Here is a 15,923-nt window from a genome sequence, read left to right as displayed (position 1 = left end):
TCAGTGGCAGTCAAGAAGCCCACGCGAACCCTGCGATTGCGCCGACTGGCCGCCGAACTCAGGAGACTCCGGGCGGTGGCAGACCTGACCAGGGAACAAGTCTCTGAAGCCACCGGAATCAACGACACAACGCTGTACCGCATCGAGACCGCGCGGACGCGTCCGCAGAGGCGCACGCTCGTCACGATGTTGGACCACTACGGTGTCGCCAAAAGCGACCAGCCGGAGTTGATCGCCCTCACCAAGGATGCGCGTGAACCGGGATGGCTCGCTATGTACCCCGAAGGGCTTCCCGAGGAGTACGCGAACTACATCGGCTTTGAATCCGAAGCCAAGCTCATACGCAACTACGAGTCGCTGTTCGTTCCTGGACTGCTCCAAACCGAGGAGTATGCCCGAGCCGTCATCACGGGGGTATGGCCCAGTGCGACAGGCCAGCAGGTCGAGGACCGGGTTAAAGCTCGCTTGCAGCGCCAGCAACTGCTTCGAGCAGATGAGCCGCTAAAGCTGCGCGCCATCATCGACGAAGCCGTGCTGCACCGTGTCGTAGGCGGTGGTTCCGTGATGGCCGCCCAGCTGCTCCACCTTGTCAACATGATGCGGCTTCCCAACGTCAACCTGCACGTGATCCGTTTTGACGTGGGTGCTCATCCGGGAATGCCGGGCTCGTTCATCTTGGTTGAGTTCCCCGATCCTGTCAACCCGCCAGTCGTCTACATCGACAGTATGGCGGGCGACCTTTTCCTCGAAGGGGATGTGGAACTGGCGCGGTATTCTCAGATGGCAGATGATCTGCTTGCCGTGGCCGTCGGTCCGAAAGAATCCAAAGAGCTGATCTCCTCGGCCGCTGAGAAGCTGCGCGACAAGAGAGGGGATACCGGTGACTGACAAGATTCTCGAACGCCGTGACTGGCGCAAAAGTTCTTACAGCAGTGCAAACGGAGCTTGCGTCGAGGTCGCCAACACTCCCGCTGTCTCCGCCGTGCGTGACACCCAGAACCGCGACCTCGGGGCGCTGGCCTTCTCCTCGGGGGAGTGGCGGGCCTTCCTGGCCACCGCCAAGCGCGACGCGCTCTGAGAGGGCGGCCCCGGTGCCCCCTCGGCCCCGGCCCGCTCACTCCCGTCGAGCACCGTCGGGCCAGACGACGTCCACCGGGACGCCCCGCCCTCGCGCGGCCCCGACCGCGTCGCCGGTGCCGCCCCTGCCCCCCGAGGGGCGGCCGTCCCAGACCGCGACGAGCCGGTCGATCCCGCCCAGGACCGCCTCGTTCGCGTCCTCGTAGGCGTCCCGCCCAGCCGTCCTGTGCGGCATGTACCGGACCAGGGCCGAACCCATCAGGAGGGTGTCGAACCGCTCCAGGTCGTGCGGTTCGACCTTGGCCTCGCGGTAGTCCACCGAAGGGAGGACGACTTCGAGCCTCCCGCCGAGTTCCAGCACGACCTCGGCGAAGAGCTGGTCGGCCCCGCGCGCCAGGCACGAGATGCCGACCAGGCCGCTGTCGCTGTAAGGGGAGAGAGCCTCGGTCAGGGCCTCCCGCACCAGGGGGACGCTGTCGGCCGCGAGGTTCGAGTGACCGGTGATCCCGATCCGGGTCATGCCGGCTCCTTCGATGTCGAGTGCTCGGCCGGAAGCGTACGGGTGTTCCGGGCCGGTTCGGGGCGGAGCGCCGAATTCTCCTGGAAAACAGTGGCCGGGGTGGCTCGCGTGATGCGCGAAGAGTTTCTCGATCGCCCCAGTGCCGGTCAGGGGGCAGAATGGTCACAGCGGGTCCAAGGAGCGCAAACGGGACCCGTCCCGATGTCAGCGGGGGACGGTAGAACGTGGATCACCGTCCCGCCCCCTTCCTCCCGGGAGCCCTGTTTTGTCAGCCGACGACTGCATCAACAACCACGCCGAGGATTTCCACGGTCTGCCCGTGCACGCCTTCTCGCCGTCCACGCCAGCCGGAGAGCAGCCCGGGGCGGGCGCCGTCGCCTGGCGGTTGGCCAGTGACTGGCGACACGAGGAGTCCCCTTTCAGCAGGGAGGAGAGCTGGAGCGGTTTCCGCGCGACCGTGGAACTGGAGGAGGTACGGGCGCTCGTCTTCGGTCAGGGCTGGTACGACGGCTACGACGACAGCAATCCCGACGAAACGGTGCGGGTACTTGTCGGGGAGCGTTCGCGGTTGGTCAACCTGGAAGCGCTGTTCCTGGGTGATCTCACCCCCATGGAGTCGGAGATCTCCTGGCTGGCCCAGGGAGACCTCGCCCCATTGCTGGAGGCGTTCCCGGGCCTGCGGGAGTTGCGGGTGCGCGGTGGTGAGGGCCTGGCCTTCCCCGCCGCACGCCATGAGGGGCTGCGCGTTCTGCGCCTGGAGTCGGGCGGGCTGCCCCCGGACGTGGTGGCGGACGTCGCCGTGGCCGAGCTGCCCGCGTTGGAGTACCTGGAGTTGTGGCTGGGGGACGAGTGCTACGGGGGCGGGGCCACCGTGGAGCAGCTCGCCCCGCTGCTGGCGGGACACGGCAAACCGGCGCTGCGCCATCTGGGGGTGCAGAACAGCATGATCCAGGACGAGATCGCCGAGGCGTTCGCGACCGCGCCGGTGGTAGAGCGCCTGGAGTCGCTGAGCCTGTCCATGGGAGCGTTGTCGGACGCGGGCGCGCGGGCGCTGCTAGAGGGCCAGTCGCTGGCCCACCTGTCCGCACTCGACCTCTCCCATCATTTCCTCAGCGAGGAGATGATGCTGCGGGTGCGAGGCGCCCTGGAGCCGTCGGGCGTGCGGGTGGACCTCAGCGACCGCGAGGCCCGTGACCGCCGTCACGTCTTCGGCCGTACGGGTGAGGACGACCCCACCAGGGGCGGGCGCTACATCGCGGTGGCGGAGTAGCCTCCACCTGTCCCTTTTGTTCGACCCGCCCCTTCTGTCACCGTGTCAAGCCGACGGCTCTCCGAAAGGCCTGCGATGTCCGACCTGTTCGAACCAGACGACTGCGGTGACCTCGACGACACCGGCTGCATCCCGGTGGGCGGTTTCTCGGCCTTCTCCGTCACGACGGAACATGTCTCCTCTTCGCCCTTCCGCAAACCGGGGGGCGTGGAATTCCCCCAGACCAACGGGGCGGTCCCCCTGGCCGACGCGCTGCCCCAGGAATTCTCGTCCGCGCTTCCCGGCACGGGAGCGGACATCTCGCCCGCCCTCCCGGCGATGGAAATGGAGAAGGGCGGTTTCCTCCCCTTCGAGCGCTCCGAGATGTCCGCGTTCGTCGAAGCGGTCCCACCCCTCCCCGTGGAGCCGGGACCGGACGACTACCTCATGGTCAGCCGCGACCTCGACCCGGACGGTCCCCCACTGGACGCCGCCGAACCGGTGCCGCTCCCGCACATCCTGTGGGCGGCGCATCGCACGGAGCAGAGCCCGGCGCAGGTCCGCGACCGGCTGGCCGAGTTGGGCTTCACCCGGGTGCCGCAGGGATACCTCCCGGCGGTGGCCGATCCCGACGACCTCCTCGTGGCCAGTCGCGACCTCGACGGTTGCGCCCCGTGGCTGGCCACGGACGAACCGGTGCCGCTGATCCGGGTCCTGAGGACCGCGGAGGCGATGAACCGCACACCCGAGCACGTGCGCGACCGGCTGGCCGACCTCGGGTACACCCGGACCCCGCAGGGGGCCCTGCCCGCCGCGGTGCACCCCGAAGACCTGCTGATGGCCAGTCGCGACCTCAACGGCCGCGCCCCCTGGCTCAACGTCGGCAAGAAGGTCCCGTTCAGGCACGTCCTCCAGGCCGCGAGCGCCACCGGCCGTCCACCGGCCGACACCGTGGCGAGACTGGAAACGCTCGGCTACCCCGACGTCGAACTGCCCCGCACGCCGCTGCCCGCCACAGTCGGCGCCCATGACGTGGGCATGGTCAACGTCGGCGAGCTGAACGTCCCCCCTCTTACCGTCAACGCCCCCGTGCCCCTGCCGCACATCCTGCGGACGGCCGAACGCCTGGAACGCGGTCCCGCCGACGTCGCCCGCCGCCTCACCGAACTGGGCTACCCCGTCGAGGGGGCCCATGCGCTGCCCGGGGCGCTCCTCCCCGGCGACCTCGACCTGCTCCGCGACGGGTTCTGGGGCCAGTGGCTGGACCGGGCCGACGAGGTGGGAGCGGCACACGTCCTCGCCGTCGCGGAGCGGACGGCCCGCCAAGGCGGCCCCCACGCCGTCGCCACCCGCCTCGTCGAACTGGGGTACCGGCTGCCCTATGTTCCGGAGGCCCGCGACACCCTCCTGCTCAGCCGCGCCCTGGACGGCGACGGCCCCTGGTTCGGCGCAGGCGACCACGCCGGCACCGGGCACGTCCTCAGGGCGGCGCAGCTGAGCGGCCGCACCCCGGCCCAGGTCGTGGCCCGCCTGGACGTGCTGGGAGTCACCACCCGGAACGTGTCCCTGCCCGAGACCCCAGACGTCCACGACGTGCTCGTCCTCAGCAAGAACCTGGACTCCGCACCCCCCTGGCTGGACGCCCGGGACCAGACCCGGCTCGCCCACGTACTGGCCGCGGCCCTGGCCACTTACCGAAACCCCGCCCAGATCGCCCGCAGGCTCATCGACCTCGGACACCCCCTGCACTTCCGGGCGCGGCTCCCCGCCTCAGCCGACCCCCACGACATCCGGCTCCTCAGGACCGTGGAGCCCCACCTCACCGACCCTCTGGAGGCGGAACACATCCTGCGCAGCGCCGACCTCACCGGACGCAGCCCCGCCGACGTCGCCTCCCGGCTCACCGAACTGGGCTACGAGGTCCGAGAGGCCGCCCACCCTGAGGCAGGCGGTACGCCCCCCCGCTGACCCGCGCAGGCCGGGCCCGTTCCCCGCCCGGCCGCCGAATATCCTCACGGAAGATCCGTGCCGTTCCACCTCCCGAGCAGCCCCGTCCCGAAAGGCCAGCGATGACCACCCCGCTCCAGTTCCCCGATCCGAACGACACCCGGATCACCAGCGTCAACCTCGACGGCGTCGCCCCCTGGCTGGCGCTCGACGCCGAGGTGCCGTTGGCGCACCTGCTGGGAGCGGCGAACGCCGTGGAGCGCACCCCCGACCAGGTACGCGCCCGGTTGGCCGAACTCGGGTACACCGCGCTTCCCCAGGGGCCGCTCCCCGAGGCGGTGGAACCCGACGACGTACTGATCGTCAGCAAGAACCTCGATGACGGGAGCCCCTGGTTGGAGGTCGGGGAGCCGGTGTCGTTGGTGCACGTCCTGGCGGCGGCGAACGCTGTGGAGCGCACCCCCGAGCAGGTGCGCGCCCGGTTGGCGGAGCTGGGGTACGGCCATGTGCCGGAAGGGGAGCTTCCCGCGCAGGTGAGCGAGGACGACCTCCGCATCGTCAGCGCCGACCTCGACGGTGAGAGCCCCTGGTTGGAGGTCGGGGAGCCGGTGTCGTTGGTGCACGTCCTGGCGGCGGCGAACGCTGTGGAGCGCACCCCCGAGCAGGTGCGCGCCCGGTTGGCGGAGCTGGGGTACGGCCATGTGCCGGAAGGGGAGCTTCCCGCGCAGGTGAGCGAGGACGACCTCCGCATCGTCAGCGCCGACCTCGACGGTGAGAGCCCCTGGCTGGAGACCGGGGAGCCGGTATCGCTGATCCGGTTGCTGCGCACCGCCGAGGCCGTGGAGCTGAGCCCCGTACAGGTGCGCGACCGGCTGGCCGAACTCGGATACACCCGGATCCCCGACAGGACGGCCGCCGAGGCGGGCCAGCCCGACGATCTTCTCCTTGCCGGTGCCACGCCGGAGGACGACCACTGGTTGGACACCGACGACGAAGTGGACTTGGGCCACGTCGTCCGCGCCGCCGAGCGGACGGGGCGCAGCCCGGCGTCCGTCCGCGACCGGCTGGCCGAACTCGGGTTCACCGACCTGCCGCAGGGCGGACTCCCCGAGACACTGGAGCCGGAGGACCTCGCGCTCGTCGAGAGCGGACCGGACGGGGGAGGCGCTCTCTCCGGCGTCAACGACGAGGTCGCGCTGATCCACTTGCTGCGCGTCGCGAGCAGGACGGGCCGCAGCCCGGTGCTCGCGTACGACCGGCTGGTCGCGCTGGGGTTCACCGACCTGCCGTCCCGCAACGACGTGGAGGCCCTGACCCCCGACGACCTCCGCATCGTCAGCGTCGGCCTCGACGGCCGCCTCCCCTGGTTGAACGAGGACGAAACGGTCACCCTCGTCCATCTCCTGGCCGCCGGGGTCGCCATGAAACGCCCCCCGGTGGAGGTGTACGACCGGCTGGCCGAACTGGGACTCGACAACCTGCCCTTCCGGGGACGCGTGGAAACGCTGAGGACGAGCGACGTCCGGATCATCAGCGCCGGCCTCGACGGCCGCTTCCCCTGGCTGGACACCAACGCGGAAATACCGCTGGGCCACATCCTGCGCGCCGCCGAGCAGACGGACATCCCCCCGGTGTACGTGCACAACCGGTTGGCGATCCTCGGCTACACCGACCTGCCGCAGGGAGGGCTGCCCGAGACGCTGGAGCCGGGGGACGCCCGGATCACCAGCCGCGACCTGAACGGCGAAGCCCCCTGGTTGGAGGTCTACGACGAGGTGTCGCTGCCGCATGTGCTCGGGGCGGCGAGTGCGCTGGAGCGCAGTCCGGCGTCCGTGCGCGACCGGTTGGCGCTGCTCGGCTACGCCGACCTGCCGCAGGGGGAGCTGCCCGAGACGCTGGAACCGGACGATGCCCAAATCGTCAGCCGCGACCTGAACGGCGGCTACCCCTGGCGGGCGGTGGACCAGCAGGTCCCCCCGAACCACGTCCTGGAGGCGGCCGAGAAGACGGGGCGCAGCCCGGAGTACGTGCGCGACCGGCTGGCCGCGTTCGGGTACACCGCCCTCCCGCAGGACCCTCTCCAGTAACCGGAAACCGTCCGGCCGTCGCTCCCGGGGGACCCCGGTCGCTTCCCGCGCGACGGCCGGACGGGCCGCCCCGTCCACGGAACGCGCGGCCCCGACACAGTGGCCGGTCCCCGCGTCAGCGCCCACTGTTCAGCAGCGCGGAGAACATGCTGTTCAGCTCTTCCTGTCTGATCTCCGACTCATCACGCGGGTCCGCCGGCCCCCGCACCTCCGTGATCCCGGCGCTCCCCTCCTCGACGATCGGTGCGAGGGCTGGGGCGGGGCGGGCCGCGAGGGGGACCCGAGCGTGGTGGGGGACCGGCTGGACCGGTGGTGCGGGTGGTGTCCGCAGTGGGGGCGACCCAGGGGGTTCCCTCACTCCGGTCCCGGACCACTCCGCTGTTTCATTCGCTTCCCTGCCGGTGACGGGCTCCTCGGCGCCCGCCGGAACAGCGAGGGGGCGGCCCGCAGGGAGGCCCGTGTTCTCGGGGGAGGGGACGGGAGCCACCGACGGTTCGCCGGTGCGCGGACCCGATGCGGGAGGCGGGGGCAGCGGGGAGCGTTCCGACCGGGGCCGCTCCTCCGGTCGCGGAACCTCCACCGGGGTGCTCCGGCCCGACCCGCTGGGAGCCGGGCGTACCGGAACGGGGCCCGTCTCGTCGCCCGCCGCAGGCACCACGCGCGTCCGAGTGGCCGTCCGGGCCCGTTCCAGCGCCTCCTCCAGTTCCCGCAGCAGCCGGGTCCGCTCCGCGTCGGCCTCGCCCAGCAGCCGCTCCGCCTCGACGTACTCGGCGCGGTAGGAGGGGTCGTCCGCGCGTGCGTCGCGCCCGCCCACCAGCTCGTTCAAGGCCCCCCGCGCCTGGAGGTAATCCAGGTCGGCCTTCCCGAACACGGCTTCGGCCCCGGCGAGCGCGACGAGTTCCGGCGCGTCCACGTCCAGGCCGAGGGAACGCGCCTCGTCCTCACCGATCCACAGGGTCAGCGGGGCGTCGGCCTCCACGGAGGCCAGGTGACGGGTCGGGCCGAACGCCGACACCGCCCCCGGCGCCTCGGCCGTCGCCAACCAGGTCGTCGGGACCGAGACGAGGAAGAGCCGTCTGGACCCGGGGCCTTGCGCCACGGAGGTGTCCTTCACCCCGGAGGAGACGCCCCCGTCGTCGGTGATGTTCAGCATCGTCGTCCCGCCGGTGTTCTCGTGCATCCTGTCCTGGTCGCGCGAGGACACCACCCCGCGCCAACCGCTGGCGCCGCCGTGCCCCCCAGCCTCCTGCCGGTCCGACGAACCGCTCGACGCGCCCTGCTCCGCGTCCCGGGAACGGCTCTCCTCGCTTGCGGACAGCAGCGTGACGCTCGTCGGGTTGACGAGGGCTTTCAGGCTCACTGTCGTCTCCCCGAACCTGACCAGTTCGGTTCCCCCGGGGGCCCCCAGCGCCGCCGCGGTGAGCCCCTGGAGGACGAGTTCGCCGGTGACGAAGTTCAACGGGCTGATCAGGAACCCGTCCCCCTTGCCGTTGAGGAACCCCTTGGCCGCGTTGACGCTCGCGGGGGACAGACCGTGGTCCGGGTGCCGGTCCGTAGCCGGAGGCCGCCACCCGTTGGCCATCGCCGCGGCGGCGAACGCGGCGTCGAACACCGCTGTGCCCCCGCCGTTCACCCCGACCGGGGTGAGCCGGGTGTCCTCGGACGTCTGGACATAGGACCCCTGGCGTGCCCGCTCATCGGCCCACCGTTGCACCGCGGTCTCCCGGTCCGGTGCGCGAAGACCGACCGCGTTGCGGAACACCCTGGGCGCCGGGGAGGCGGTTCCGGCACCGGCGTCCCCGCCCATCGTGAGGTAAGGCGTCGGATAGACGTTCTGGACCTGGCCGGCGCCGCTCATGCCCTGGTAGTCGCCGTCCCCCGTGTGCAGGGTGAGGACCAGGACCGTGTCGGTGTCCACCACCGCGTAGGGGCTGAACAGCACCCGTTCGTGGGAGAGTTCGCGGGACTCACCCGCCGACCAGGAGTCACCGGTCAGCCGGCGGCCCTGGTAGCCGAACTCCGGCCCCATCCCCACCGGCCGCTGTTGCGGTTGCGGTCCCGGTTCGTCGGAGCCCGGGTACGAGGGAGGGAATCGGAGCTCCATGGAAGCGCCGCCCGACAGCCCGTTGAAGGTGAACGTCCCCCTGGACGCCCCGTCGGTGACGCTCACCTTCTCCACGAACTCCATGCGCCCGCCCATTTGACTGGTCCGGGAGGCGCCCCGGACCACTTCCACCGTGATGTGGGCGGGACTCGACCACCCTTTGGCGTGCAGCGACCGACTGCTCTCGGGGACGGACACGGTTGCGGTCCCGCCCTGCTCCTCCCGCCCGCCCCGGCGGGTGTGCACGAAGTTGACGGGGCGGATCCGCACGGGCAATGGGGGGAGGTCGCCGAGGCCGCGGTTGAGGTTGGACGACAACTGCTGGAACAAGTCCTCCCGGCTCCAGTCGGTCAGTTCGAGGTTGGCCCGCTTCAGGTCGGCCACCAGGTCCTCGATCGCCTCCTGCGGATCGATCGGCTTGGACTGGTACCCCTTGTCCGCGAAACCGTCGAACGCGGTGATCGTGGCCGCGGGCGCGGCCGGAGGGGGCTGAGTGCCGACCCTCCCGACCGTCCCGTCGGGATTCCACGCGATCAGGTCGGGCACCAGCCCGTCGGTGTAGGCCCACAGCGCCGGGACGAGCCCCTTGCGGGAGCTCTCCACCGACGCGAGCCACGCCGAGTAGCCGTGGGTCGAGGGCGACCGGGGCACGGTCAGCAGGAAGTTGAAGTCGTGCTTGCGTTCGACGGCCTGGCCGATGACCCCGTCGGTGACGTACGCGAACGCCGGTCCCTGGAGTTTGACCTCGGTCTTGATCCGGAACGTCAACGACTCCGAGCCTCGCGCTCCCCGGCCGTGGACGTCCAACCGGACCTCGCCCCGGGGACGGATGACCGGCCGCGTCGCGTCGTCGGGGGAGGCGGTCGGTCCGCGGTCGGTCGGGTTGGGGTTGCCGCCGTAGCCGGCGAACAGCGCGAAGTAGTAGGAGGAGCTCTTGGAGGTGCCGTAACCGAGACTGGTCTCCACCGTCTGGGACGACTCCACGGTGGCCTTGGGGCGCAGGGTGAAGGAGACGATCCGGGTCGGGACGTACCAGGTGCTCAGAGTCGTCCTGGTCCGGGTGGGCAGGACACCGTCGTCGTACTGCACCCGTAGCCGGCTCCCGAGATTGCCGCTGATCTCGGGTACGGCCGCCAGGGTCTGCGGCGCCAGGTAGTTGGCGATGGCCAGGGCCGTCCCCCGGCCGTTGCCCATCGAGTTGGCGAAGGCGTAGTGGTCCTGGTCGAGCTCGGCGTAGGTGTGCGACAGCACACTGATCGGGAAGCCTTCGGGAGTCATGGCGATGACCGGGTTCAGCGCCTGGGGACTGCTGAACGTCTCCATGAGCCGTCGAGCCCCGGGAGTCTGGACGATCTCCAACCCGGCGTCGGATTCCTGGGCTTCTTCGGCTCGGGCTTCTTGGGTTCGGGTGTCTTCGGCTCGGGTACGGCGGGTCCGGGTCTCCTGGGCCGGGGTTTCCTGGATCTGCGCCTCGCGGGCCCGCACGTCCTCAAGGCCCACGATGCGGGAACGGATGCCTTTGTGGAACAGGTCCTTGGCGGGGGCGCCCGCGAGCCTGCTCACCTCCTGCCGGCTCCCGGCGGCGGGCGACTCGGCATCGCGCTGCGCGAGCGGGCGCAGCGGACCCGACGGAAGAGGCGGGTCCATCGGGATCGGCCGGCGGTTGCGCACGGTGTGCAGTTCGACCCGCCCGGCAACCCCGCTGTCGGTGAAGAGGTCCGTCGAAGTGTCGGAGCCGCGCGGGCGTACCCGGGAGGGCCACGGGACCAGGTCGCTGCCGGCGCCGATTCGTGCACCGAACACCACGTTCGAGAAAAGCTGTTGGCTCGCCCCCTTGTCCTTGACGTTGTGCTCGCCGGTGACCGACCGCCCGAACGTGTGGTTGCGTGAACGTCGGCTCTCCCAGCCGAGTCGGGCCCCCGCTCCGGCGGTGTGGTCCGGGTAGCCCCGCGCGTCCGTGTGCATCACCTGTCGCCACATCGCCGCCGCGCGGAGCTCGTGCGCGTGCGTCCGGATCTTGGACACGCGGTTCTGCTGCTTCGCCGCCGCGCCGGTGCCACTGCCGGTGTTGGAGTCCGCCAGGTCGGCCCCCGCGCGGGGGCGGGCGACCCGCGCGGTGAGCCACAGCGAGACGTGGTCGGGCGAGCGCAGGGACGGTCTGCGCACATCGCTCCACCCGGGGTACTTCTTGGTCTCCTCCAGCTTCACCTCGACACCGTGCGACACCCATTCGTCCCGCTGGAAGCGGAAGCCGTTCAGGCTCGCCGCCTCCAGCACCCGCACCGTGTTGCGTACCGCGGCGTCGTGGTTGCGCCGATGGTTCCATCCCGTGTGGGTGTTTCGCGGCTGTGCCGCGCCCGGAATCGCCATGTGCGGCAGGACCATCCCCGGGTACTGCTTGTTGATCCTTGTGAGGAGTTCGTGCGCGTACTCGCGGAACACCGTTACCGGACGGCCCTCTCGCTGCCGAACCTCGCCCCCGTCGGGATAGGTGACGTTGCGTACCAGGGCGTCGCCGAAGTTGACGATCCGGTTCCGGTCGAGGAACGGGTCGAGCACCACGTCGGGAGAAGTCGGGTCGGGCCGGTTGGACGCGGGAGCCGCGAGCACCCGCGCCTCCTGGGAGGTCAGCGCCTCGATCGACGCGGCATCGAAGAAGGTGGGCTCGGATTCCCCGTTGACCCAGACCGCGATCCTGCGGTCCACCTCGTAGACGGTGGTGTCGGAGCTGTGGAAGAGCGGGGAGTTCCACGCGGAGGTCCCACGCGAACGGCTCTCGGTCTTCTCCCTGGTGTAGCTGTACTCGTAGTACGGGATCTCCAATCGCACCAGGTCGGCGGCCACCCGCTCCAGGAACCCGAACCCCGGGCGGACCGTCAGGCCATCGGTGCGTGCGGCCGAGATGCTCGTGTCCTTGGCGGACCTGTCGGTGTGCTTGATGGTGAACTTGTCGGGGACGTCGGGGATGGTGCGCATCGACACCGGCTGGGACCAGAAGGTGACGGCTCGTGGATTTCCCTCCGCGTCGTGCACCAGGAGCGTCACGGGGTCGGTGGTCATCGTCGGAAGGTAGTTCGCCATCTTCTTGGGCGTGAAGCCCGAACGGAGCTGTTGGCCGCGCTCGTAGGCCGCGGACTTCTTCCACTGCCAGGCGATCCGGCTGCGCAGGCTGCTGCCGGGGCCGGGAGGGGGAGCGACCGTGTCGTAGCCCAGGCGATCGGCGAGCCACTGGCCGGGGTCCCTCGGGGCGGCAGTTCCTCCCGAAGAGTCGGTGCCGGCCGTCGGGGCCGAGGTGTAGCGCATCCAGATCGGATGGCTGTTGCCCAGGTAACGACCGTACTGTCGGGGGACGACCCTGTTCCGGGGAGATGCATCGAACGCGTCGGCGAAGGAGATCGTGCGCGGGGGGGACGACGGGGGCCTGAGGCCGCCCATGATCGTCAACTGCACCCCCGAGGGCAGTTGCGCCGAGGTCTCGTTTCCGCCGGAGGGCCCGGTCGTCTCCAGCCGGATGTCGAGAGCGGCCCGGTAGTCGGCCCCGGCGCCGACCATCTCGGTGGTCCGGGTGGCCGTTCGGCCGTCTCCGCCGGACTGCTGCCAACTGCTCGACCCGACGCCCCCGTTGATCCGGAACCCGGGCAGGGGCGCCACTCCTCCCGTCGCCAGCAGGTGGCCGGAGAACGACGCCCCCACGCGCTTGGCGGAACCGTGCATCCCGGACTCGGAGCGCCCGTTCTGCTCCTGTGCCTCGTGCAGTCCCTTGTACTGCGCCGTGGCCGACAGGGACCGGTCCCCCGGGATGGTCCCGGCGGTCCACCGGTTGTCCACCGAGGCCAGCCGCAGCGTGAAACCCCGGCCGTCGGGTCCGGCGACCGTGACGCCCTCCGGCTGGAAGAAGGGGCGGGAGTCGCGTTCCAGTTGCTTCCTGAAATCGGCCTCCACCTGCGTCGGGAGCGTGTCGCCGACCGTCTCGAAGATCCCGTCGATGTCCGTCCGCACACCGTAGGACTCGATCCACTCCGAGGTGATCATGTAGTCCAGTTGACGGACGCCGCCGTCGGTGGTCCGGGTGTTGACGGTGTCCGTGGGGTGGGGGAGGGGGCTGATGGCGAGGTCGTCCGTGTCGTCCGGGGTTCCGTGCGACGGGACCAAACGGTTGGGCAGGTCGATATCGGGCGCGAGGGGCGCGGAGGATTCGGTGGCCGGGACCGACGGTGGGCCGGTCCGATCCCTCTCCCCGGCCGGACGAAGGTCCGAACCGGCGTCCGGGGTCGGTTCGGGGGCCGCATCGGATCGGTGCGCGGGGTCGGTCGAGGGGGTTTCCTGCTCCGGGACGTCCCGGGGTGCGGGGCCCACCGCCGTCTCCGAAGCGGACGGCACGGTTTCGGACAGCTGGTCGGAGCCGGTCTCCGTGGGGACGAGGGGCGGGGCGGGCACGGAGGCGGGCCCGGAGGGGAGCCCGCGCTCGCCCACGGGGCGGGTGCGCGGCGTGCCCTCGGACCCGCCCCCTGTCCGTTCCGCCCGGCCGGTGGCGTCCGATCCCTGCCCGTTGGGCGTCTGGGAGGTCGTCGCCTGAGGCGTTGACGGAGGAGCCTGGACGAGCGGGGCAGGGGTCTCCTGTCCGCCAAGGGGGGCCTGGAGGCCGCCCCCGGTCACGGTGATGTCGTGCAGGACGTTGACGATGAGCGGTTCATTGGTGAACCCGGGCAGGTCGGCGAAGAGATCGAGCGGGTCGCGTCCGGGGTTGAGAAGCGCCCTGACGAACGAGTCGGAATCGAATCCGGCCTCTTGCTTGGGGTCGAGGACGAACTCGGGGGGCGGCTGCCAGGAGCGGTTCGCGTCCGGGGTCTCGGGCCTGGAGCGGGGGGCCTCGTCATAGAGGGAGGAGCCGTCGGACGGGTCGGATTCGGCTGTCGGCGGGGCGGGGGCGTCGTGGACGGTTGCCTGGGACGACCCGGCCGGCTCGGTGGGCCCGGTTACCGGCGGCCCGGTGCGTTCGACCGGCACCGGTACCGGGGTGCTGTACGTGCGGTGGTCACCAGCAGGCGCCTCGGGGCCGGTGTCGTCCGGTGAACCGGGGGTGAACTCCTCACGGTCTGCTGAACGGTTGTTGCTGTTTTCTCGGCCATTCCCGTTCCCTTTCTCCATCCCGCTCTGGGAAACGTCGTTGTTGCTTCTTTCGGCTGTGGTTTCTGGGGTGGGGGTTTTATTGGGGTTGTTGATGATGATGTCGGGGGTGGCGTCGTCCCCGTTTTCCCGATTGTTGTTTTGGTTGTCGGGGTTGTTGGGTGGGGTGGTTTTTTCGTTGTTGGTGTTTTCTGGGGTGGTGGTGTTTTCGGGGGTGGGGGCGTTGGTGAGGTTGATGTCTCCCATGTTTTTGATGGCGTTGATGGTGGTGATGCCGCCGATGGTGGCGATGTGTTGGAGGGCTCCGGTGGAGGCGCCTGCGACGGCGGACATGCCGGAGGCTTTCCAGCCTTCTTCGGTGAAGGCGAGGTTGGTGAGGCCTTCTCCGACGTAGCCTTCGATGGCTCCGGAGGCGGAGACGACGCCGAGGTCGCGGAAGCGGTGGGCCCAGGTGGTGCCGTAGTCGTGGAGGGAGCGTGCGAGGGCGGTGGGGATGGTGTCGGCGAGGTGGTTGCGGGTGTTTTGGGGGAGGGGGGTGTTTTTGAGGAGGGTGTCGAGGTCGGTTTTGAGGGTGGGGGTGGGCCAGTTTTTGATGTAGGTGTCGGCGTAGTCGCTGCCGAGTTGGCGGGCGTTGTTTCTGCCGAGTTGGGTGGTGAAGTGTTTTTCGAAGACGTCGGCGGTGTCGTTGCGGAATTTGTTGGCTGTTTTGGGGTCGAGCCAGCCGGTGTCGTTGCGCCAGGGGGCGATGAATTGGTTGCCGTTGTTGCTGAATGTGTTGGTGAGGTCGTTGTTGAATTGGTTGGTGACGCCGGTTTCGGGGTCGGGGGTCTGGTCGGGTTTTTCGAGGTTGGTTGGGGTTGGGGTGGGGTCGGGGGTGGGTTTGGGTGTGGGGAAGGGGGGTGGGCCGATGTCGTTGGGGTTGAGGTCGGGGGTGTTGCGGGTGTTGATGGTGGTGATGTTTTTGTTGAAGAGGTGGCGGAGTTCTTTGGAGATGAGGGTGTCGATGCCGGTGGAGAGTGCGGAGGAGATGAGTCCTTCGATGAGGGCGCCGGCGGCGGCCATGCGGGTGAGTTCTTTGTCCCAGTTGTCGCGGTTTCCTTGATCCATTTGGATGCGTTGGATCAGCAGGTCCATGGTGACGCCGAAGAGTTGGGCGATGAAGAGGTTGCCCAGGAGGTTCCACACCAGCCAGTTGAGGATTCGTCGGATGGCTTGGTGTCGGACGAATTTGAAGAACGCGATCCAGGCGAGTGAGGAGCCGAATGTCCAGTAGGACATGGCGATGGCCCAGGCGATTTCGATGGCGAGTTGGATGAGTTGGCCGATGATCATCCATTTGGCGTACTCGACCTGGTTCGCGGCGTTGCGTGCGTATGCTTGGATGTCTTTGGCGAGTTCGGCGGCTTTTCCGACGTAGTCGCGTTCACCTGCGGTGAATTGGTTGATGGATTGTTCGAAGTATTCGGTTGATTTGCTGTCGAAGGTTTGGGTGACTTTTCGTTTGAGGACGAGTACGAGTTCGGGGAGTTCGGTTTCGAGGATGTATTGGGTGGTGGAGTAGACGTCGCCGAGTGCGCGGAGTTTGTCTTCGTCGGCGTCGGGCCATTTGGTGCCGGTCAGTCCGTAGAAGAGGTTGACCAGCTCGTCAGGCAACTCCATACCCATGGCAGCGCCTAGGCCTTGGGGAGGGGATATGGGAACGACGCGTCTACCGGCCGGAGAACTCCGTGACTTTCGCGCAATCGGAGTGAAAAGCGTATTGCTGAATGACGGGTGTCCCGGCGGCTGGCGGCGGAGTGCTGGCGCACGGCG

Annotated in this window: 7 protein-coding genes; 5 read left to right on the top strand and 2 right to left on the bottom strand. The window is 69.5% G+C overall.

Annotated features, from left to right (window positions below; all coding sequences use genetic code 11):
• Window positions 1-3: 3 nt before the first annotated feature.
• Window positions 4-888, top strand: coding sequence for a helix-turn-helix domain-containing protein (locus AC0VYP_RS20980; protein ID WP_475471393.1), 885 nt, complete (start codon window positions 4-6; stop codon window positions 886-888).
• The gene (locus tag AC0VYP_RS20975) at window positions 881-1,078 is read left to right on the top strand and encodes a DUF397 domain-containing protein (protein WP_475471391.1); all 198 of its coding nucleotides are present in this window, start codon (window positions 881-883) and stop codon (window positions 1,076-1,078) included. The genes AC0VYP_RS20980 and AC0VYP_RS20975 overlap by 8 nt, the downstream gene beginning before the upstream one ends.
• 36 nt (window positions 1,079-1,114) lie before the next feature.
• On the opposite strand, the gene AC0VYP_RS20970 is transcribed toward AC0VYP_RS20975, so the two are convergent.
• Entirely contained in the window at window positions 1,115-1,597 is a 483-nt protein-coding gene (locus AC0VYP_RS20970; protein WP_475471390.1) for a hypothetical protein, read from the bottom strand.
• Window positions 1,598-1,862: 265 nt separating this feature from the next.
• On the opposite strand from AC0VYP_RS20970, the gene AC0VYP_RS20965 reads away from it, so the two are divergent.
• The 3 genes from AC0VYP_RS20965 (at window position 1,863) to AC0VYP_RS20955 (ending at window position 6,880) form a co-directional block, all read left to right on the top strand.
• Window positions 1,863-2,867, top strand: coding sequence for an STM4015 family protein (locus AC0VYP_RS20965; protein WP_475471388.1), 1,005 nt, complete (start codon window positions 1,863-1,865; stop codon window positions 2,865-2,867).
• Window positions 2,868-2,942: 75 nt separating this feature from the next.
• Entirely contained in the window at window positions 2,943-4,814 is a 1,872-nt protein-coding gene (locus AC0VYP_RS20960; protein ID WP_475471387.1) for a wHTH domain-containing protein, read from the top strand.
• A gap of 101 nt (window positions 4,815-4,915) precedes the next feature.
• Window positions 4,916-6,880 (top strand): wHTH domain-containing protein, encoded by a 1,965-nt coding sequence (locus tag AC0VYP_RS20955; protein WP_475471386.1) that lies wholly within the window; start codon window positions 4,916-4,918, stop codon window positions 6,878-6,880.
• Window positions 6,881-6,995: 115 nt separating this feature from the next.
• Here the strand turns inward: AC0VYP_RS20955 and AC0VYP_RS20950 are convergent, their stop codons facing one another.
• A complete protein-coding gene (locus AC0VYP_RS20950) occupies window positions 6,996-15,776 on the bottom strand; it encodes a WXG100-like domain-containing protein (protein ID WP_475471384.1) in 8,781 nt (2,926 codons plus the stop codon).
• Window positions 15,777-15,923: the final 147 nt, after the last annotated feature.

This window comes from Nocardiopsis sp. iso_186 (assembly GCF_056173365.1).
Note: the sequence above shows the minus strand (reverse complement) of the source record. Positions and strands in the feature narration are given on the sequence as shown.